This window comes from Enterobacter sp. BNK-8 (assembly GCF_048685095.1).
In the GTDB taxonomy this organism is placed as follows: Bacteria; Pseudomonadota; Gammaproteobacteria; order Enterobacterales; family Enterobacteriaceae; genus Enterobacter; species Enterobacter quasiroggenkampii.
In genome coordinates this window covers 3,857,477-3,877,914 of sequence record NZ_JBLQTN010000001.1, presented here as the reverse complement: position 1 = coordinate 3,877,914, position 20,438 = coordinate 3,857,477, and the positions used below count along the sequence as shown (strand labels likewise).

The 20,438-nt window shown below is 53.4% G+C and carries 17 protein-coding genes and 2 tRNA genes; 16 read left to right on the top strand and 3 right to left on the bottom strand.

What is annotated here, in order from left to right; all coding sequences use genetic code 11:
* Positions 1-1,434 carry a serine-type D-Ala-D-Ala carboxypeptidase gene (gene dacB / locus ACMGGU_RS18745; RefSeq protein ID WP_021242259.1) on the bottom strand — a complete coding sequence of 478 codons (1,434 nt, stop codon included), beginning with the start codon at positions 1,432-1,434 and terminating at the stop codon, positions 1-3.
* Positions 1,435-1,664: 230 nt separating this feature from the next.
* Here dacB and greA point away from each other — a divergent pair, with 230 nt between their 5' ends.
* On the top strand, positions 1,665-2,141 hold the full coding sequence (gene greA / locus ACMGGU_RS18740; protein ID WP_014171793.1) for a transcription elongation factor GreA: 477 nt from the start codon (positions 1,665-1,667) through the stop codon (positions 2,139-2,141).
* A gap of 151 nt (positions 2,142-2,292) precedes the next feature.
* On the opposite strand, the gene yhbY is transcribed toward greA, so the two are convergent.
* Positions 2,293-2,586 (bottom strand): ribosome assembly RNA-binding protein YhbY, encoded by a 294-nt coding sequence (gene yhbY, locus ACMGGU_RS18735; RefSeq protein ID WP_003861814.1) that lies wholly within the window; start codon positions 2,584-2,586, stop codon positions 2,293-2,295.
* A 127-nt stretch (positions 2,587-2,713) separates the two neighbouring features.
* Between yhbY and rlmE the strand changes: the two genes are divergently transcribed.
* From rlmE to ACMGGU_RS18705, 6 genes are all read left to right on the top strand, one after another.
* Positions 2,714-3,340, top strand: a complete 627-nt coding sequence (rlmE, locus tag ACMGGU_RS18730; RefSeq protein ID WP_003861812.1) for a 23S rRNA (uridine(2552)-2'-O)-methyltransferase RlmE — start codon at positions 2,714-2,716, stop codon at positions 3,338-3,340.
* Positions 3,341-3,442: 102 nt separating this feature from the next.
* The gene (gene ftsH / locus ACMGGU_RS18725) at positions 3,443-5,377 is read left to right on the top strand and encodes an ATP-dependent zinc metalloprotease FtsH (RefSeq protein WP_013098921.1); all 1,935 of its coding nucleotides are present in this window, start codon (positions 3,443-3,445) and stop codon (positions 5,375-5,377) included.
* A 98-nt stretch (positions 5,378-5,475) separates the two neighbouring features.
* Positions 5,476-6,324 (top strand): dihydropteroate synthase, encoded by an 849-nt coding sequence (gene folP, locus ACMGGU_RS18720; RefSeq protein ID WP_045910100.1) that lies wholly within the window; start codon positions 5,476-5,478, stop codon positions 6,322-6,324.
* The gene (glmM, locus tag ACMGGU_RS18715) at positions 6,317-7,654 is read left to right on the top strand and encodes a phosphoglucosamine mutase (protein WP_021242257.1); all 1,338 of its coding nucleotides are present in this window, start codon (positions 6,317-6,319) and stop codon (positions 7,652-7,654) included. Before folP ends, glmM begins: the two co-directional genes overlap by 8 nt.
* 223 nt (positions 7,655-7,877) lie before the next feature.
* Complete coding sequence (gene secG / locus ACMGGU_RS18710) at positions 7,878-8,210, top strand: preprotein translocase subunit SecG (RefSeq protein WP_023309338.1); 333 nt, start codon at positions 7,878-7,880, stop codon at positions 8,208-8,210.
* Positions 8,211-8,219: 9 nt separating this feature from the next.
* Positions 8,220-8,306 (top strand) — tRNA-Leu (locus tag ACMGGU_RS18705).
* Positions 8,307-8,492: 186 nt separating this feature from the next.
* Here the strand turns inward: ACMGGU_RS18705 and argG are convergent.
* A complete protein-coding gene (gene argG / locus ACMGGU_RS18700) occupies positions 8,493-9,839 on the bottom strand; it encodes an argininosuccinate synthase (protein ID WP_014833433.1) in 1,347 nt (448 codons plus the stop codon).
* Positions 9,840-10,126: 287 nt separating this feature from the next.
* Between argG and ACMGGU_RS18695 the strand changes: the two genes are divergently transcribed.
* From ACMGGU_RS18695 to nlpI, 9 genes are all read left to right on the top strand, one after another.
* Positions 10,127-10,203, top strand: a tRNA-Met gene (locus tag ACMGGU_RS18695).
* Positions 10,204-10,410: 207 nt separating this feature from the next.
* Positions 10,411-10,863, top strand: coding sequence for a ribosome maturation factor RimP (gene rimP / locus ACMGGU_RS18690; protein ID WP_014833432.1), 453 nt, complete (start codon positions 10,411-10,413; stop codon positions 10,861-10,863).
* Positions 10,864-10,891: 28 nt separating this feature from the next.
* Positions 10,892-12,394: a transcription termination factor NusA gene (gene nusA / locus ACMGGU_RS18685; RefSeq protein ID WP_003861798.1), complete on the top strand. Its 1,503-nt coding sequence runs from the start codon at positions 10,892-10,894 to the stop codon at positions 12,392-12,394.
* A gap of 24 nt (positions 12,395-12,418) precedes the next feature.
* Positions 12,419-15,106: a translation initiation factor IF-2 gene (gene infB / locus ACMGGU_RS18680; RefSeq protein WP_045910098.1), complete on the top strand. Its 2,688-nt coding sequence runs from the start codon at positions 12,419-12,421 to the stop codon at positions 15,104-15,106.
* An 89-nt stretch (positions 15,107-15,195) separates the two neighbouring features.
* Entirely contained in the window at positions 15,196-15,600 is a 405-nt protein-coding gene (gene rbfA / locus ACMGGU_RS18675) for a 30S ribosome-binding factor RbfA (protein ID WP_003024988.1), read from the top strand.
* Positions 15,600-16,550 carry a tRNA pseudouridine(55) synthase TruB gene (truB, locus tag ACMGGU_RS18670; RefSeq protein ID WP_420300839.1) on the top strand — a complete coding sequence of 317 codons (951 nt, stop codon included), beginning with the start codon at positions 15,600-15,602 and terminating at the stop codon, positions 16,548-16,550. Before rbfA ends, truB begins: the two co-directional genes overlap by 1 nt.
* 154 nt (positions 16,551-16,704) lie before the next feature.
* Positions 16,705-16,974, top strand: coding sequence for a 30S ribosomal protein S15 (gene rpsO, locus ACMGGU_RS18665; RefSeq protein WP_003861789.1), 270 nt, complete (start codon positions 16,705-16,707; stop codon positions 16,972-16,974).
* 242 nt (positions 16,975-17,216) lie between these two features.
* A complete protein-coding gene (gene pnp, locus ACMGGU_RS18660) occupies positions 17,217-19,355 on the top strand; it encodes a polyribonucleotide nucleotidyltransferase (RefSeq protein ID WP_045910096.1) in 2,139 nt (712 codons plus the stop codon).
* Positions 19,356-19,463: 108 nt separating this feature from the next.
* Positions 19,464-20,348 (top strand): lipoprotein NlpI, encoded by an 885-nt coding sequence (nlpI, locus tag ACMGGU_RS18655; protein ID WP_008501476.1) that lies wholly within the window; start codon positions 19,464-19,466, stop codon positions 20,346-20,348.
* Positions 20,349-20,438 lie beyond the last annotated feature (90 nt).

Sequence of the window (20,438 nt, the reverse complement as noted above, 5' to 3'; positions counted from 1 at the left end):
CTAGTTATTCTGGTAGATGTCCTTATAAAGCCTGCTTTCGAAGCGAACCAGCGGAATACGACGATTGCGCTGGTCGGTCGGTTCGACGGCATAGCCGGAAAGATACTGCACGAATGCCATGCGCTGTCCGCTGGCAGTGGTGATGAAGCCTGCAAGGTTATAAACCCCCTGCAGTGAGCCTGTTTTCGCGGAGACTTTGCCATCCACGCCCGCGGCGTGAAGCCCTGCGCGGTACTGCAGTGAACCGTCATGCCCGGCCAGCGGCAGCATTGAAATAAAGTTTAGCTCAGTGTCATGTTGTGCAATGTACTGAAGCACCTGCATCATCGTGGCCGGAGAGATCAAATTATGGCGCGATAGTCCGGAGCCATCGACGGCGATGGTATTACCCAGATCGATCCCCGCCTGCTGGCGCAGGATCTGCCGAACCGCGTCTGAACCCGCGCGCCAGGTTCCCGGCACGCCGAAACGGGCGTGACCAATCATGCGAAACACCGTATCGGCAATCATGTTGTCCGACTTTTTCAGCATTATTCGCAGTAAATCGTGCAACGGTGCAGATTGTTTGCTGGCGATGACCGTGCCGGGCTGGTTGACCTGCGTCTGACGAAGCAGGGTGCCGGAATAGGTTATTCCCGCTTGTTTCAGCTCATCTTTCAGGATGGCGCCTGCATAGCTTGCGCCATCCTGTATCGCAAAAGCCAGCGGCAACGGATCGGCGCGCTGTGTCAGGCAGCCGGTCAGCGTGAAGCGGTTAAGATCGCCTGGCACCACATCCAGTTCGCAATACTGTGCATCAGGAGAGCCCTTGGCCAGCGTGCGGACCTGACTAAACATGGTGACCGGGTAGTAGGACGCTATGCGGATAAACGCTAAATCATCCGGCTTTGGCGCACTGTAAAGCGAAACCGAGAAGCAGTTGCGGTCAACAATCGCGGCGGCGGGCGGGGCGCTAAAGCACTGCGTCATGTCGTTCCACGGCCAGCCCGGGGCTTTATCGTGGCTGGCAAAGATGGAGGTATCGATCAGCACATTGCCGTCAATTTTCTGCACGCCGGTTTTTTTCAGCACCGCAACCATATTGCGGATATCCTGGCGTTTAAAGGTCGGATCGCCGCCAAAACGGGCGATAAGATCGCCTTTCAGTTCGCCACCCTCGACGTTACCTTTGGTTTCAAGGGTGGTCGTAAAACGGAAGTCAGGCCCGAGCTGGAGCAGGGCGGCGAGGGCGGTGATCACCTTTTGGGTACTGGCAGGCAGCGCCATCTGTTGACTGTGATAGTCAATCTCGGGAGCCTGTGCGCCAACCTTCTGCACCATCAGGGCGAGGTTCGCGCCTGCGGGAAGCTGATTAATGTACTCATCAACATTCGCGGCCTGAGCGGTGAACGTTATACTGGTAGTCAATCCGATGATAAAACTGGAAAATCGCATAATCTCGCGCTAACAACCCGAAAACAAACCGTCATACTACGGTGCATGGCACTGCAAAGTAAACGATGACCCATAGTGAACTTCGCGGTAAAATGCGTATCAAATTGAAAAATTGCTGCTGACCTGGGGCATCGCTCCCGGGTCGGTTTTCTTTTTGCTTCTTGCCCGCTTAAAGGGGGGCAGGAGCAGGGAACACTGCTCCCAACAGGAATGTTTAAGAGGTATAACAAATGCAAGCTATTCCGATGACCTTACGTGGTGCCGAAAAACTGCGCGAAGAGCTGGATTTCCTGAAATCCGTGCGTCGTCCTGAAATCATCGCCGCTATCGCGGATGCGCGCGAGCATGGCGACCTGAAAGAGAATGCTGAATACCACGCCGCGCGTGAGCAGCAGGGCTTCTGTGAAGGGCGTATTAAAGATATCGAAGCAAAGCTGTCCAATGCACAGGTTATCGATATCACTAAGATGCCGAATAATGGCCGTGTGATCTTTGGTTCTACCGTTACCGTGCTGAACCTGGACAACGACGAAGAGCAGACCTATCGCATCGTGGGTGATGATGAAGCTGATTTCAAACAGAACCTGATTTCGGTGAACTCGCCGATTGCTCGCGGCCTGATTGGCAAAGAGCAGGACGATGTTGTCACCATCCGCACCCCTGGCGGTGAAGTAGAATACGAAATTATTAAGGTTGAATACCTGTAATTCGCTTCTCTACTAAGATGTTGATACATTGTAAAGAAAAGAAAAAGGCCGCGTAGCGGCCTTTTATCAACTCAAGGAGCATGGCATTTTGCTCGCCTGCTGACAGAAATCCCTCGTTTCACACAGAAAATGTGTTTAATTCAGGATATCCTTAACGTGGCAGCGAGATTTTACGCTCTTTAGACGGGCGGTAGAGCACCAGCGTTTTACCGATGACCTGTACATTACAGGCGCCGGTTTCGCGCACGATGGCTTCCACGATCAGGTTTTTAGTGTCTCTGTCTTCAGAGGCGATTTTCACCTTGATCAGCTCGTGGTGTTCCAGCGCTTGTTCAATCTCGGCAAGCACCCCTTCGGTCAAACCATTGTTGCCAAGCATCACTACAGGCTTGAGCGGATGTGCCAGACCTTTAAGGTGCTGTTTTTGTTTAGTACTCAGATTCATCGTATATTTTTGCTTACGTTGGGATTGAAAACGGTTCATTCTACCGCCATCTCCCTTATATCGCCAAATAGCTGCGTAGAAATTTACGTCACAGGCAAGCAACGATGAACCAGGACGGAAATGTTAAATGACAGGTAAAAAGCGTTCTGCCAGCTCCAGCCGCTGGCTCCAGGAACACTTTAGCGATAAATATGTTCAACAGGCACAGAAAAAGGGGTTGCGTTCCCGTGCCTGGTTTAAACTTGATGAAATACAGCAAAGTGACAAACTTTTTAAGCCGGGGATGACGGTTGTTGACCTCGGTGCGGCACCTGGCGGATGGTCCCAGTATGCGGTAACGCAGATCGGCGGAACGGGCCGAATCATCGCGTGCGATCTTTTACCAATGGATCCCATCGTCGGTGTCGACTTCCTTCAGGGCGACTTTCGTGATGAATTAGTGCTGAAAGCGTTACTTGATCGTGTAGGTGACAGTAAGGTCCAGGTTGTCATGTCAGATATGGCACCAAATATGTGCGGAACACCGGCGGTGGATATCCCCCGCGCCATGTATCTGGTGGAGCTAGCGTTAGAAATGTGTCGTGATGTACTAGCGCCTGGTGGTAGTTTTGTTGTGAAGGTGTTTCAGGGCGAAGGTTTCGAGGAGTATCTTAAGGAAATTCGCTCCCTGTTTGCGAAGGTCAAAGTTCGTAAGCCGGACTCTTCCCGGGCCCGTTCCCGTGAAGTGTATATTGTAGCGACCGGGCGAAAATGATAACCGGGAGATTTCAGACGAAAGTTTGAATGAAACTGGATATAGAGTATCCTGACGCTGTTTTTAACACAGTTGTAATATGAGGTTAATCCCTTGAGTGACATGGCGAAAAACCTAATACTCTGGCTGGTCATTGCCGTTGTGCTGATGTCAGTATTCCAGAGCTTTGGGCCCAGCGAGTCGAATGGCCGCAAGGTGGATTATTCTACCTTCCTGCAGGAGGTCAATCAGGACCAGGTTCGCGAAGCGCGTATCAACGGACGTGAGATCAACGTTACCAAGAAAGATAGTAACCGTTACACGACTTACATCCCGGTGAACGATCCTAAGCTGCTTGATAACCTTCTGACTAAAAACGTCAAGGTGGTAGGTGAGCCGCCAGAAGAACCAAGCCTGCTGGCTTCTATCTTCATTTCCTGGTTCCCGATGCTGCTTCTTATCGGCGTCTGGATCTTCTTTATGCGCCAGATGCAGGGCGGCGGTGGCAAAGGTGCCATGTCGTTCGGTAAGAGCAAGGCGCGTATGTTGACGGAAGATCAGATCAAGACCACTTTTGCGGACGTTGCCGGGTGTGACGAAGCGAAAGAAGAGGTCGGTGAACTGGTTGAATACCTGCGTGAACCGAGCCGTTTCCAGAAACTGGGCGGTAAAATCCCGAAAGGCGTGCTGATGGTTGGCCCTCCGGGTACCGGTAAAACCCTGCTGGCGAAAGCCATCGCGGGTGAAGCGAAGGTGCCGTTCTTTACTATTTCAGGTTCTGACTTCGTCGAAATGTTCGTGGGTGTTGGTGCATCTCGTGTGCGTGACATGTTCGAGCAGGCCAAGAAGGCAGCACCGTGCATTATCTTCATCGATGAAATCGACGCCGTAGGCCGCCAGCGTGGCGCAGGCCTGGGTGGTGGTCACGATGAACGTGAACAGACGCTGAACCAGATGCTGGTTGAGATGGACGGCTTTGAAGGTAACGAAGGTATCATCGTTATCGCGGCGACTAACCGTCCGGACGTTCTTGACCCGGCGCTGCTGCGTCCAGGCCGTTTCGACCGTCAGGTTGTTGTCGGTCTGCCGGATGTTCGCGGTCGCGAACAGATTCTGAAAGTTCACATGCGTCGCGTACCGCTGGCACCCGACATCGACGCGGCAATCATTGCGCGCGGTACTCCGGGCTTCTCCGGTGCGGATCTCGCTAACCTGGTCAACGAAGCTGCACTGTTTGCCGCTCGCGGTAACAAGCGCGTCGTGTCGATGGTGGAGTTCGAGAAAGCGAAAGACAAGATCATGATGGGTGCGGAACGTCGCTCCATGGTGATGACGGAAGCGCAGAAAGAGTCCACGGCTTACCACGAAGCCGGTCACGCGATTATTGGTCGTCTGGTGCCGGAACACGATCCGGTGCATAAAGTGACGATTATTCCGCGCGGTCGTGCGCTGGGTGTGACCTTCTTCCTGCCTGAAGGCGACGCGATCAGCGCCAGCCGTCAGAAGCTGGAAAGCCAGATCTCAACCCTGTACGGCGGTCGTCTGGCCGAAGAGATTATCTACGGTCCGGAACATGTTTCTACCGGTGCGTCGAACGATATTAAAGTGGCGACAAACCTGGCGCGTAACATGGTGACGCAGTGGGGCTTCTCCGACAAACTCGGTCCACTGCTCTATGCAGAGGAAGAGGGCGAAGTGTTCCTGGGCCGCTCCGTGGCAAAAGCGAAACATATGTCCGATGAAACGGCTCGTATCATCGACCAGGAAGTGAAAGCGCTGATTGAACGTAACTACGGTCGCGCGCGTCAGATCCTGAATGACAACATGGACATTCTGCATTCCATGAAAGATGCGCTCATGAAATATGAGACCATCGATGCACCGCAGATTGACGACCTGATGGCGCGCCGTGAAGTGCGTCCGCCAGCAGGCTGGGAAGACCCAGGCGCTTCCAATAACTCTGACAACAATGGCACCCCGCGTGCGCCGCGTCCGGTTGATGAACCGCGTACGCCAAACCCGGGCAACACCATGTCAGAACAGTTGGGCGATAAGTAAGTCACTGCTGTTGAAGCGTTTGTCTGTAACTCAAACCCTGGAGCTTGCTCCGGGGTTTTTCATTTCTGTTTAACTATTTAGATATCAGGGATTTCGCCATGAAATTATTCGCTCAGGACTCGCATCTCGATCTTTCACATCCCCATGTGATGGGGATCCTGAATGTTACCCCTGACTCCTTCTCTGACGGTGGCACGCATAACACGCTTATCGAGGCGGTTAAGCACGCGAATTTAATGATCAATGCGGGTGCCACCATCATTGATGTTGGCGGCGAATCGACGCGTCCCGGTGCGGCGGACGTGTCTGTGGAAGAAGAGCTGGCGCGCGTGGTGCCGGTCGTTGAAGCTATCGCGCAGCGGTTTGAAGTGTGGATCTCCGTTGATACCTCCAAACCGGAAGTGATCCGTGAAGTGGCGAGAGTGGGCGCTCACATTATCAATGATATTCGTTCACTTACCGAACCGGGGGCGATTGAGGCGGCTGCGGAAACCGGGCTGCCGGTTTGCCTGATGCATATGCAGGGGCAGCCGAAAACCATGCAGGACGCGCCGAAGTATGACGATGTCTTTGCCGACGTAAACCGCTTCTTTATTGAGCATATCGAACGCTGCGAACGTGCAGGTATCCCAAAAGAGAAATTGCTGCTCGACCCGGGGTTCGGTTTCGGTAAAAATCTCTCCCACAACTATGCGCTGCTTGCGCGCTTATCGGAATTTCATCACTTTGGCCTGCCGCTGCTGGTGGGGATGTCGAGGAAATCGATGATTGGCCAGTTGCTGAATGTAGGCCCGAGCGAACGCCTGAGCGGCAGCCTGGCCTGCGCGGTGATTGCGGCGATGCAGGGTGCGCACATCATTCGTGTCCATGACGTCAAAGAAACAGTAGAAGCCATGCGTGTGGTGGAAGCCACACTGGCAGCGAAGGAAAACAAACGCTATGAGTAATCGTAAATATTTTGGTACCGACGGTATCCGCGGGCGCGTAGGCGATGCTCCCATCACCCCTGATTTTGTCCTGAAGCTCGGCTGGGCTGCTGGCAAGGTTCTGGCGCGTCATGGCTCACGTAAAATTATCATCGGTAAAGACACCCGTATTTCCGGCTATATGCTGGAATCCGCGCTGGAAGCGGGTCTGGCGGCGGCTGGACTGTCCGCCTCTTTTACAGGCCCAATGCCAACGCCTGCGGTCGCGTATCTGACGCGCACCTTCCGTGCGGAAGCGGGGATTGTTATCTCGGCCTCTCATAACCCGTTCTACGACAACGGCATTAAATTCTTCTCTATTGATGGCACCAAGCTGCCGGATGAGGTGGAAGAAGCCATTGAAGCTGAAATGGAAAAAGAGATCACCTGTGTTGATTCCGCAGAGCTGGGTAAAGCGAACCGTATCGTTGATGCGGCGGGTCGCTATATCGAATTCTGTAAAGGCACCTTCCCGAATGAGCTGAGCCTGGCGCACCTCAAAATTGTGGTGGACTGCGCAAATGGCGCGACCTATCACATCGCCCCGAATGTCTTCCGCGAGCTCGGTGCGAAAGTGATCGCCATTGGCTGTGAGCCGGATGGTCTGAACATCAACGAGCAGGTCGGTGCGACGGATGTTCGTGCCCTGCAGGCGCGCGTTCTGGCTGAAAAAGCCGATCTGGGCATTGCGCTGGACGGCGACGGTGACCGCGTGATCATGGTTGATCACGAAGGTAACAAGGTCGACGGCGACCAGATCCTCTACATTATTGCGCGTGAAGGTCTGCGTCAGGGTCAGCTGCGTGGCGGTGCGGTCGGGACGCTGATGAGTAACATGGGCCTGGAACTGGCGCTGAAACAGCTCGGTATTCCGTTCGTTCGCGCGAAAGTAGGTGACCGCTATGTGCTGGAAAAATTGCAGGAGAAGGGCTGGCGTATCGGCGCGGAGAACTCAGGCCACGTGATCCTGCTCGACAAAACCACCACCGGTGACGGAATTGTGGCCGCGCTGCAGGTGGTTGCCGCAATGGCGCGCAACCATATGAGCCTGCACGACCTGTGCAGCGGCATGAAAATGTTCCCACAGATTCTGGTCAACGTACGTTTTACTGCCGGCAAAGGCGACCCGCTGGAAAATGAGAACGTGAAAGCGGTGATGGCGGATGTTGAAGCGGCCCTCGGCAGCCGTGGACGCGTGCTGCTGCGTAAGTCTGGTACCGAACCGCTGATCCGCGTAATGGTGGAAGGCGAAGACGAAGCGCAGGTAACCGAATTTGCGCACCGTATTGCGGATGCCGTAAAAGCTGCATAATCTTGCACGCTAAATGTTTAAAAAGGCGGCGTTTGCCGCCTTTGTTTTAAGCAATTAATGGCTTTTTGCTGTTTTTTTCCGCAGTTGATACAATGCGTCGAAAATGCCCTTGCGAAGGTGATTCGCTTTGGTTAGTATTCACACCCGCTTCAGTGGGAAACAAAAATCCTGCTAATTGGTCGAAGCATTGGTATGCGGCAAATCCGCAAGGAACAGGTTGATTATGTACGAAGCTCTTTTAGTTGTTTTCCTTATTGTAGCCATCGCTCTCGTAGCGCTGATTATGCTGCAGCAAGGTAAAGGCGCTGATATGGGAGCCTCCTTCGGAGCAGGCGCTTCCGGTACGCTGTTTGGTTCAAGTGGTTCTGCGAACTTCATGACCCGCACTACGGCGATTCTGGCTACGCTGTTCTTCATCATCAGCCTGGTGCTTGGCAATATCAATAGCAACAAGACCAGCAAAGGAAGCGAGTGGGAAAACCTGAGCGCGCCAGCAAAAACTGAGCAGACTCAGCCAGCTGCACCGGCTAAGCCAACCAGCGATATCCCGCACTAAGTATTCTGTACCGAGGTGGTGGAATTGGTAGACACGCTACCTTGAGGTGGTAGTGCCCTAACGGGCTTGTGGGTTCGAGTCCCATCCTCGGTACCAATATTCCAGAAGAAAGACGTCGAAAGACGTCTTTTTTTTCGTCTGTAAATTATGTGTAGTTTTTCGTAGGCCCGGTAAGCGCAGCGCCACCGGGCAAAATGGCGGGTGGCGCTGCGCTTACCCGCCCTACGAAAGGCCAAATAAAAAAGGCGTCCCCAGGACGCCTTTTGCATGCTACATCAGCGATTATTTCTTATCGCTGTGCTCCAGGTTTTCAACCTGCGGCAGGCCGTTACCTGAACTGGCTGACAGCAAACCGTTCTCAACATAGTTGAACAGCTTCTCACGGGTATCGGTGATGTCCAGGTTACGCATGGTCAGCTGGCCAATACGATCGTCCGGTGAGAACACGGATTCACCTTTCTCCATGGTCAGACGCTCTGCTTTATAGGTCAGGTTGTCAGACACGGTGTTCAGGATGGAGTAGTCGTTACCGCGACGCAGTTCCAGGGTCACTTCACCGGTGATTGCACTCGCCACCCAACGTTGCAGCGCATCACGCAGCATCAGCGCCTGCGGATCGAACCAGCGGCCCTGATACAGCAGTTTGCCCAGCTGACGGCCATGAGAGTGATACTGCTCAATGGTGTCTTCGTTGTGAATGCCGGTCAGCAGACGCTCGTAAGCGATGTGCAGCAGCGCCATCCCCGGGGCTTCATAGATACCACGGCTTTTCGCTTCGATGATACGGTTTTCAATCTGATCGCTCATGCCCAGACCATGACGACCGCCGATGCGGTTTGCTTCCAGCATCAGCTCCACATCGTCAGAGAAGGTTTTGCCGTTCAGCGCAACCGGATGACCGCGTTCGAAACGTACGGTCACTTCTTCTGCCGGGATTTTCACGTTCTCGTCCCAGAACTTCACGCCCATGATCGGGTTAACGATCTTCACGCTGGAGTTCAGGAATTCCAGGTCTTTCGCTTCGTGCGTCGCACCCAGCATGTTGGAGTCGGTGGAATAAGCTTTCTCGACTGACATCTTATAGTCAAAACCGCAGGCGATCATAAACTCGGACATCTCATGACGACCACCCAGCTCGTCGATGAAGTCGGTATCCAGCCACGGTTTATAAATCTGCAGTTCGGCGTTGGTCAGCAGGCCATAACGATAGAAACGTTCGATATCGTTTCCTTTATAGGTGCTGCCGTCACCCCAGATGTTAACGCCGTCTTCTTTCATGGCGGCAACCAGCATGGTGCCGGTCACCGCACGGCCCAGCGGAGTGGTGTTGAAATAGGTCAGGCCGCCGGTGGTGTTATGGAATGCACCACACTGAATCGCCGCGATACCTTCCGCGACCAGTTGCTTACGGCAGTCAATCAGGCGCGCGTTCTCAGCACCATACTCTTTCGCGCGACGAGGAATAGCATCATAATCGTCCTCATCCGGCTGACCCAGGTTCGCAGTATAGGCATACGGAACCGCTCCCTTCTGGCGCATCCACAGCAGTGCAGCGCTGGTATCCAGGCCACCTGAGAAAGCGATGCCAATACGTTGTCCTACCGGAAGATGCTTGAGAATCGTCGTCATAGAATAAAACCCTGCTTGATTGACTGATTAGAGACCGCTTTCGCTCTCTTGTGCATTTTTATGCAAAATAAGTGAGTATTCATTTAATCATCTTTTGGCGAAGACCGGAAGAGACTCGTGCGTTTTTTGTAAAAATTTTGGTCTGATCGATCTGGCGGAAGTCGCCTTGACAGGTGGGGTCAACTATCAATATACTAAACGCCGATTTTACGTCCCGTCTTCGGTACCAAATCCCAGCATTATTTGCAAATTCTGTCCAAAACGCGTAGAATTTGCCACGTTTCAGGCGCGGGGTGGAGCAGCCTGGTAGCTCGTCGGGCTCATAACCCGAAGGTCGTCGGTTCAAATCCGGCCCCCGCAACCACTTTCCCATAAAGTTCTTTTTCAAATATACTGTGAAGACTTAGAGCCTTCGTAGCTGGATTTGAAAAAATTCTTTAGGAAAGTGCTCCAGGCCACAGTTGTGGCTATAGGGTTCAGTTATCTAAAGCCCCGATTTATCGGGGTTTTTTGTTATCTGACTACAGAATAACTGGGCTTTACGCCCTTTTTTTATGTCTTGGGGGTGGGCTTGTCCACATTAGAGCAAAAATTAACAGAGATGATTACTGCACCGGTCGAAGCACTGGGCTACGAACTGGTCGGCATCGAATTCGTTCGCGGCCGTACATCGACGCTGCGCATCTATATTGATAGTGAAGATGGCATCAATGTTGATGATTGTGCTGATGTCAGCCACCAGGTGAGTGCGGTTCTTGATGTTGAAGACCCAATTACCGTTGCGTACAACCTGGAAGTTTCCTCACCTGGCCTCGATCGCCCGATGTTCACGGCCGAGCACTATGTGCGCTTTACCGGTGAAGAAGTGGCTCTCGTTCTGCGTATGGCCGTACAGAACCGCCGTAAATGGCAGGGAATTATCAAAGCCGTTGATGGTGAAATGATCACGGTGACAGTCGAAGGCAAAGATGAAGTGTTCGCGCTGAGTAATATCCAGAAGGCGAACCTGGTTCCCCACTTTTAACAGTCTGGATTGAGGTGAAAAGCCCGCGATGAACAAAGAAATTTTGGCTGTTGTTGAAGCCGTCTCCAACGAGAAATCACTGCCGCGTGAGAAGATTTTTGAAGCGCTGGAAAGTGCACTGGCTACAGCAACCAAGAAAAAATACGAACAAGAGATCGATGTTCGCGTAGAAATCGATCGTAAAAGCGGTGACTTCGATACATTCCGTCGTTGGGTAATTGTTGAAGAAGTGACCCAGCCGACCAAAGAGATCACGCTGGAAGCCGCTCGTTTTGAAGACGAAAGTCTGAACGTGGGTGACTACGTTGAAGATCAGATTGAATCTGTGACCTTCGACCGTATCACCACCCAGACCGCTAAACAGGTTATCGTGCAGAAAGTGCGCGAAGCCGAGCGCGCGCTGGTTGTCGATCAGTTCCGCGATCAGGAAGGCGAAATCATCACCGGCGTGGTGAAGAAAGTGAACCGCGACAACATCTCCCTGGAGATCAAATCCGAAGGATTGCCGGGTAACGCTGAAGCCGTGATCCTGCGTGAAGATATGCTGCCGCGTGAAAACTTCCGCCCAGGCGACCGTATTCGCGGTGTTCTGTACGCCGTTCGCCCTGAAGCGCGTGGTGCACAGCTCTTCGTGACCCGTTCTAAACCAGAAATGCTGGTAGAACTGTTCCGTATCGAAGTACCGGAAATCGGTGAAGAAGTTATTGAGATTAAAGCGGCGGCTCGCGATCCGGGCTCCCGTGCGAAAATTGCGGTGAAAACCAACGACAAGCGTATCGACCCGGTCGGTGCTTGCGTCGGTATGCGCGGTGCGCGTGTCCAGGCAGTTTCTACTGAGCTGGGCGGCGAACGTATTGATATCGTTCTGTGGGATGACAACCCGGCGCAGTTCGTGATCAACGCAATGGCTCCGGCTGATGTGGCGTCTATCGTTGTTGACGAAGACAAACACACCATGGATATCGCTGTTGAAGCGGGCAACCTGGCGCAGGCAATCGGCCGTAACGGCCAGAACGTACGCCTGGCGTCACAGCTGAGCGGCTGGGAACTCAACGTTATGACCGTTGATGACCTGCAGGCTAAGCATCAGGCTGAAGCCCATGCGGCGATCGATACCTTCACGAAATACCTGGATATTGACGAAGACTTCGCCACTGTTCTGGTTGAAGAAGGTTTCTCTACGCTGGAAGAACTGGCCTATGTGCCAATGAAAGAGCTGCTGGAAATTGACGGTCTGGATGAACCAACCGTTGAAGCCCTGCGTGAACGCGCTAAAAACGCACTGACCACCCTGGCACTGGCTCAGGAAGAAAGCCTTGGCGATAAGAAGCCGGCTGATGACCTGCTGAATCTGGAAGGTCTTGATCGTGCGATTGCGTTCAAGCTGGCTGCCCGTGGTGTTTGTACGCTGGAAGATCTCGCTGAGCAAGGCGTTGATGACCTGGCTGATATCGAAGGTTTAACCGACGAGAAAGCCGGCGAGCTCATCATGGCCGCACGTAATATTTGCTGGTTCGGCGACGAAGCGTAATAAACTGTAGCAGGAAGGAACAGCATGACTGATGTAACTGTAAAATCGCTGGCTGCTGAGATTCAGACCTCCGTGGACCGCCTGGTACAGCAATTTGCTGATGCAGGGATCCCGAAGTCCGCTGATGACTCGGTGACCGCGCAAGAAAAACAAACCTTGTTAACGCACCTGAACCGTGAACACGGCTCTACGCCTGACAAGTTAACGCTGCAGCGCAAAACGCGTAGCACGTTAAACATCCCTGGTACCGGTGGCAAAAGCAAATCGGTACAAATTGAAGTCCGCAAGACGCGCACCTTTGTAAAACGTGATCCGCAAGAGGCAGAACGCCTTGCCGCGGAAGAGCAGGCACAGCGTGAAGCGGAAGAACAAGCTCAGCGTGAGGCGGAAGCAGCCGCCAAACGTGAAGCAGAATTAAAAGCTGAACGTGAGGCCGCAGAAAAAGCGAAACGCGACGCAAGTGATAAAGTGAAGCGTGACGCTGCGGAAAAAGACAAAGTGAGCAATCAACAGACAGACGAAATGACCAAAACCGCCCAGGCTGAAAAAGCCCGCCGTGAAAATGAAGCTGCCGAGCTGAAGCGTAAAGCGGAAGAAGAAGCCCGCCGTAAGCTGGAAGAAGAAGCTCGCCGCGTCGCCGAAGAAGCGCGTCGTATGGCTGAAGAAAATGAGAAGAACGGTGTTGATACCGCTGAGCAGTCTGAAGACACCAGCGACTATCACGTGACCACTTCTCAGCACGCACGTCAGGCTGAAGATGATAACGACCGTGAAGTAGAAGGCGGCCGTGGCCGTGGTCGTAATGCAAAAGCAGCGCGTCCGGCGAAAAAAGGTAACAAGCACGCTGAATCCAAAGCTGACCGTGAAGAAGCACGCGCGGCGGTTCGCGGTGGTAAAGGCGGCAAGCGTAAAGGTTCCGCTCTGCAGCAGGGCTTCCAGAAGCCGGCTCAGGCCGTTAACCGTGACGTTGTGATCGGCGAAACCATTACCGTTGGCGAACTGGCGAACAAGATGGCGGTTAAAGGCTCTCAGGTCATCAAAGCGATGATGAAGCTGGGCGCGATGGCAACCATCAACCAGGTGATCGATCAGGAAACTGCACAGCTGGTTGCGGAAGAGATGGGCCACAAAGTTATCCTGCGTCGTGAAAACGAGCTGGAAGAAGCAGTAATGAGCGACCGTGACACAGGTGCTGCGGCAGAACCGCGCGCACCGGTAGTGACCATCATGGGTCACGTTGACCACGGTAAAACCTCTCTGCTTGACTACATTCGTTCTACCAAGGTTGCCTCTGGCGAAGCGGGTGGTATTACCCAGCACATCGGTGCATACCACGTAGAAACTGACAACGGTATGATCACCTTCCTGGATACCCCGGGCCACGCCGCGTTTACCTCTATGCGTGCTCGTGGTGCTCAGGCGACGGATATCGTTGTTCTGGTTGTTGCGGCGGACGACGGCGTCATGCCGCAGACCATCGAAGCTATCCAGCACGCGAAAGCAGCCGGTGTGCCGGTTGTGGTTGCCGTGAACAAGATCGATAAGCCAGAAGCGGATCCCGATCGTGTTAAAAACGAACTCTCCCAGTACGGTATCCTGCCGGAAGAGTGGGGCGGCGAAAGCCAGTTCGTACACGTGTCTGCGAAAGCGGGTACCGGTATCGACGAACTGCTGGACGCGATCCTGCTGCAGGCCGAAGTTCTGGAGCTGAAAGCCATCCGTAACGGTATGGCGAGCGGTGCGGTTATCGAATCCTTCCTGGATAAAGGACGTGGCCCGGTTGCTACCGTTCTGGTTCGTGAAGGTACGCTGCATAAAGGCGATATCGTTCTGTGCGGTTTCGAATACGGTCGCGTTCGTGCGATGCGTAACGAACTGGGTCAGGAAGTACTGGAAGCGGGTCCGTCCATTCCTGTGGAAATCCTGGGTCTGTCCGGTGTTCCGGCTGCCGGTGACGAAGTGACCGTTGTGCGTGACGAGAAGAAAGCGCGTGAAGTGGCACTGTATCGTCAGGGCAAATTCCGTGAAGTTAAACTGGCTCGTCAGCAGAAATCTAAACTCGAGAACATGTTTGCCAACATGACCGAGGGCGAAGTTCACGAAGTGAACATCGTGCTGAAAGCCGACGTTCAGGGCTCTGTGGAAGCGATCTCCGACTCCTTGCTGAAACTGTCTACCGACGAAGTGAAAGTGAAGATCATCGGTTCTGGCGTAGGTGGTATCACCGAAACCGACGCAACCCTGGCTGCTGCGTCCAACGCTATCCTGGTTGGCTTCAACGTTCGTGCGGATGCGTCTGCGCGTAAAGTGATTGAATCCGAAAGTCTGGATCTGCGTTACTACTCCGTCATCTATAACCTGATCGACGAAGTGAAAGCAGCGATGAGCGGCATGCTGTCTCCTGAGCTGAAACAGCAGATCATCGGTCTGGCTGAAGTACGTGACGTGTTCAAATCACCGAAATTCGGTGCGATCGCGGGCTGTATGGTTACCGAAGGTAACATCAAGCGTCACAACCCAATCCGCGTACTGCGTGACAACGTGGTTATCTACGAAGGCGAGTTGGAATCCCTGCGCCGCTTCAAAGATGACGTTAACGAAGTCCGTAACGGCATGGAATGTGGTATCGGCGTGAAGAACTACAACGACGTTCGCGTTGGCGATATGATCGAAGTGTTCGAGATCATCGAAATTCAGCGTACCATCGCTTAATTACCGATTGTAAGCCGGGATCGCCTCGCGCCACCCGGCAATAATTTCAAAAAGGGGCTTTAGCCCCTTTTTTGTCTGGAGAATTTATTATGGCGAAAGAATTTGGTCGCCCTCAGCGCGTAGCGCAGGAAATGCAGAAAGAGATCGCACTCATTCTGCAACGTGAAATTAAAGACCCACGCGTCGGCATGATGACCACCGTTTCCGGTGTGGAAATGTCCCGTGACCTGGCCTATGCCAAAGTGTTCGTCACCTTCCTGAACGATCAGGACGAAGCCGCAGTGAAAAACGGCATCAAAGCGCTGCAGGAAGCGTCTGGTTTCATCCGCTCTCTGCTCGGCAAGGCGATGCGCCTGCGTATCGTGCCTGAACTGACCTTCTTCTACGATAACTCGCTGGTCGAAGGTATGCGTATGTCCAACCTGGTGACCAGCGTGGTTAAACATGACGATGAGCGTCGTGTTAACCCGGCGGACGACAGCAAGGAGGACTGATGAGTCGTCCTCGTCGTCGTGGTCGCGACGTGCATGGTGTGCTGCTGCTGGATAAACCCCAGGGCGCTTCCAGCAACGACGTGCTGCAGAAAGTTAAGCGTATTTATAACGCCAACCGTGCGGGCCACACCGGCGCGCTCGACCCGCTGGCAACCGGCATGCTGCCGGTCTGTCTGGGAGAGGCGACAAAATTTTCCCAGTACCTGCTCGACTCCGATAAGCGTTACCGCGTTATCGCTAAGCTGGGCCAGCGCACGGATACCTCCGACGCGGATGGTCAGGTCGTGGAGGAGCGTCCGGTGACGTTCAGCGCGGAGCAGCTTGATGCGGCGCTGGAGAGCTTCCGTGGGGATACGATGCAGGTACCGTCGATGTATTCGGCGCTGAAGTATCAGGGGAAAAAACTCTACGAATATGCGCGCCAGGGCATTGAGGTCCCGCGTGAAGCCCGTCCGATTACCGTGTATGAGCTGCTCTTTATTCGCCACGAAGGCGATGAGCTGGAGCTGGAAGTGCACTGTTCGAAAGGGACCTATATTCGCACCATCATCGACGACCTCGGTGAAAAGCTGGGCTGTGGCGCGCATGTGATTTACCTGCGTCGTCTGGCGGTGAGCAAGTATCCGGTGGAGCGGATGGTGACCCTGGAACATTTGCGCGAGCTGGTTGAACAGGCTGAAGCGCAGGGGATCGCGCCGGCAGATTTGCTGGATCCGCTGCTGATGCCGATGGACAGTCCGGCTGCGGACTTCCCGGTTGTTAATCTTCCTTTAACATCGTCCGTTTACTTTAAGAACGGCAACCCGGTTCGTACGGCGGATGCACCGCTTGAAGGCCTGGTGCGCGTGACCGAAGGTGACGAAGGGAAATTCATCGGGATGGGCGAAATGGATGGCGAAGGGCGCGTTGCGCCGCGTCGTCTGGTCGTCGAATATCCGGCCGAGGCATGACGGTGATAACGGCTCACCTTGCGATAAGCAGGGGAGACGAGTAGAATATCGCCGCTTAACGCCTGGTAAATTGTTTAACAATCTGCGGGGCGTACATGGGATTGCTGAATTAGAGATCGGCATCCTTACATTCTTTATACTTTGGAGTTTGAAAATGTCTCTAAGCGTTGAAGCTAAAGCTAAAATCGTTTCTGAGTTTGGTCGTGGTACTAACGACAGCGGTTCTACCGAAGTTCAGGTTGCACTGCTGACTGCACAGATTAACCACCTGCAGGGTCACTTTGCAGAGCACAAAAAAGATCACCACAGCCGTCGTGGTCTGCTGCGTATGGTTTCTCAGCGTCGTAAACTGCTCGACTACCTGAAACGTAAAGATGTTGCACGCTACACCGCGCTGATCGAGCGTCTGGGTCTGCGTCGCTAAGTCTTGCGAGTTTCAGAAAAGGGGGCCTGATGGCCCCTTTTTTCAAGCAGACGGCAGCAATTCACTGGAAACTATTGTATTGTTGCTATAAATGATCTTCATTGCAGAGGTTCGCGCGGCTAATGAGAGGCTTCACCCAGGGGGGTGTTGGTTGTCATTAGTCGCGAGGATGCGAAGAAGGTCGGGTCAAATCGACAGCACACCGGTGGTGTGCTGTCAAACATTTAAGAAAGGACAGAACTTTGCTGAATCCGATCGTTCGTAAATTCCAGTATGGTCAACATACCGTCACGCTGGAAACCGGCATGATGGCACGTCAGGCTACTGCTGCCGTTATGGTAAGCATGGATGACACCGCGGTATTCGTTACCGTTGTGGGCCAGAAAAAAGCTAAACCAGGTCAGGACTTCTTCCCGCTGACCGTTAACTACCAGGAGCGTACCTACGCTGCGGGTAAAATCCCGGGTGGCTTCTTCCGTCGTGAAGGCCGTCCAAGCGAAGGCGAAACCCTGATTGCGCGTCTGATTGACCGCCCGGTTCGTCCGCTGTTCCCGGAAGGCTTCGTTAACGAAGTACAGGTTATCGCGACCGTTGTTTCCGTTAACCCACAGGTTAACCCGGACATCGTGGCGATGATCGGTGCGTCCGCTGCCCTGTCACTGTCTGGTATTCCATTCAATGGCCCAATCGGTGCCGCGCGCGTCGGTTACATCAACGACCAGTACGTGCTGAACCCAACTCAGGAAGAGCTGAAAGAAAGTAAGCTGGACCTGGTGGTTGCGGGTACTGAAGCCGCTGTGCTGATGGTTGAATCCGAAGCTGAACTGCTGAGCGAAGACCAGATGCTGGGTGCTGTGGTCTTCGGCCATGACCAGCAGCAGGTTGTTATCCAGAACATCAACGATCTGGTGAAAGAAGCCGGTAAACCACGTTGGGACTGGCAGCCAGAAGCAGCTAACGACGCGCTGAATGCACGCGTTGCAGCTCTGGCAGAATCTCGTCTGAGCGATGCGTACCGCATCACTGACAAACAGGAGCGTTACGCTCAGGTTGACGTGATCAAGTCTGAAACTATCGCAACGCTGGTTGCTGAAGACGAAACGCTGGATGCTAACGAGCTGAGCGAAATTCTGCACGCTATCGAGAAAAACGTTGTTCGTAGCCGCGTTCTGGCAGGCGAGCCGCGTATCGATGGCCGTGAAAAAGACATGATCCGTGGTCTGGATGTGCGTACTGGTGTGCTGCCACGTACTCACGGTTCCGCGCTGTTCACCCGTGGCGAAACGCAGGCGCTGGTTACCGCGACCCTGGGTACGGCACGTGACGCACAGATCATCGACGAACTGATGGGCGAGCGCACTGACAGCTTCCTGTTCCACTACAACTTCCCTCCGTACTCCGTAGGCGAAACCGGTATGGTTGGCTCGCCAAAGCGTCGTGAAATTGGTCACGGTCGTCTGGCGAAGCGCGGCGTGCTGGCAGTCATGCCAGAAGCAGACAAATTCCCGTACACCGTACGTGTGGTGTCTGAAATCACCGAATCCAACGGTTCTTCTTCTATGGCTTCCGTGTGTGGTGCCTCTCTGGCGCTGATGGATGCAGGCGTGCCAATCAAAGCCGCCGTTGCGGGTATCGCAATGGGCCTGGTGAAAGAAGGCGACAACTATGTTGTTCTGTCTGACATTTTGGGCGACGAAGACCACCTGGGCGATATGGACTTCAAAGTGGCGGGTTCCCGCGACGGTATCTCTGCGCTGCAGATGGATATCAAAATTGAAGGTATCACCAAAGAGATCATGCAGGTTGCTCTGAACCAGGCTAAAGGTGCGCGTCTGCACATCCTGGGCGTGATGGAACAGGCTATCAACGCGCCACGCGGTGATATCTCTGAATTCGCACCACGTATCCACACCATCAAGATCAATCCAGACAAGATCAAAGATGTTATCGGTAAGGGCGGTTCCGTAATCCGTGCGCTGACCGAAGAGACTGGCACCACCATCGAAATCGAAGATGACGGTACTGTGAAGATCGCAGCAACCGACGGCGAGAAAGCGAAATTCGCGATCCGTCGCATCGAAGAAATCACTGCAGAAATCGAAGTGGGCCGCGTCTATGCAGGTAAAGTGACCCGTATCGTTGACTTTGGCGCGTTCGTTGCCATCGGTGGCGGTAAAGAAGGTCTGGTTCACATCTCTCAGATCGCTGACAAGCGCGTTGAGAAAGTGACCGATTACCTGCAGATGGGTCAGGAAGTACCGGTTAAAGTTCTGGAAGTTGATCGCCAGGGCCGTATCCGTCTGAGCATTAAAGAAGCAACCGAGCAGTCTCAGCCAGCTGCTGCGCCAGAAGCACAGGCCGCAGAACAGCAAGGCGAGTAAGTTGCCATTTGCCCTCCGCTTTGCGGAGGGCCTATTATCAGGCAGGACGCCTTGTTAAGCCGCCGGGGGACAGGACGTTCATCCAATAGTTGTCTTCGGGAGTGGGAAATGAAGCCTTTTTTGCGCTGGTGTTTCGTTGCGACAGCTTTAACGCTGGCAGGATGCAGCAACTCTGCCTGGCGTAAGAGCGAAGTCCTCGCAGTGCCATTGCAACCGACTTTGCAGCAGGAAGTGATCCTGGCACGCATGGAACAAATACTTGCCAGTCGGGCTTTAACCGATGACGAACGCGCACAGCTTTTATATGAGCGCGGAGTGTTGTATGATAGTCTCGGTCTGAGGGCATTGGCGCGAAATGATTTTTCACAAGCGCTGGCTATCCGACCTGATATGCCTGAAGTATTCAATTACTTAGGCATTTATTTAACGCAGGCAGGCAATTTTGATGCTGCCTATGAAGCGTTTGATTCTGTACTTGAGCTTGATCCAACTTACAACTACGCGCACTTGAATCGCGGTATCGCATTGTATTACGGCGGTCGTGACAAGTTAGCGCAAGATGATCTGCTGGCGTTTTATCAAGACGATCCTAATGATCCTTTCCGTAGCCTGTGGCTTTACATCGTTGAGCGGAAGCTTGATGAGAAGCAGGCAAAAGAGGCACTGAAACAGCGCTTCGATAAATCGGACAAGGAACAGTGGGGATGGAACATTGTCGAGTTCTACCTGGGCAACATTAGCGAAGCAACGCTGATGGAACGCCTCAAGGCGGACGCAACGGATAACACCTCGCTCGCTGAGCATCTCAGTGAAACCAACTTCTATTTAGGTAAGTACTACCTAAGTCTGGGGGATAAGGACAGCGCTACGGCACTGTTCAAATTAGCGGTTGCTAACAACGTACACAACTTCGTTGAGCACCGTTATGCATTGTTGGAATTATCGCTCTTGGGCCAGGAGCAAGACGACCTGGCAGAATCGGACCAGCAATAGCTGACGACATAAACATCAGCCCGTAATCTTTTGATTGCCATCACCTTAACTGGTGAGGGCGTTGTTGTTCGTCAATACACCTACTTTGAG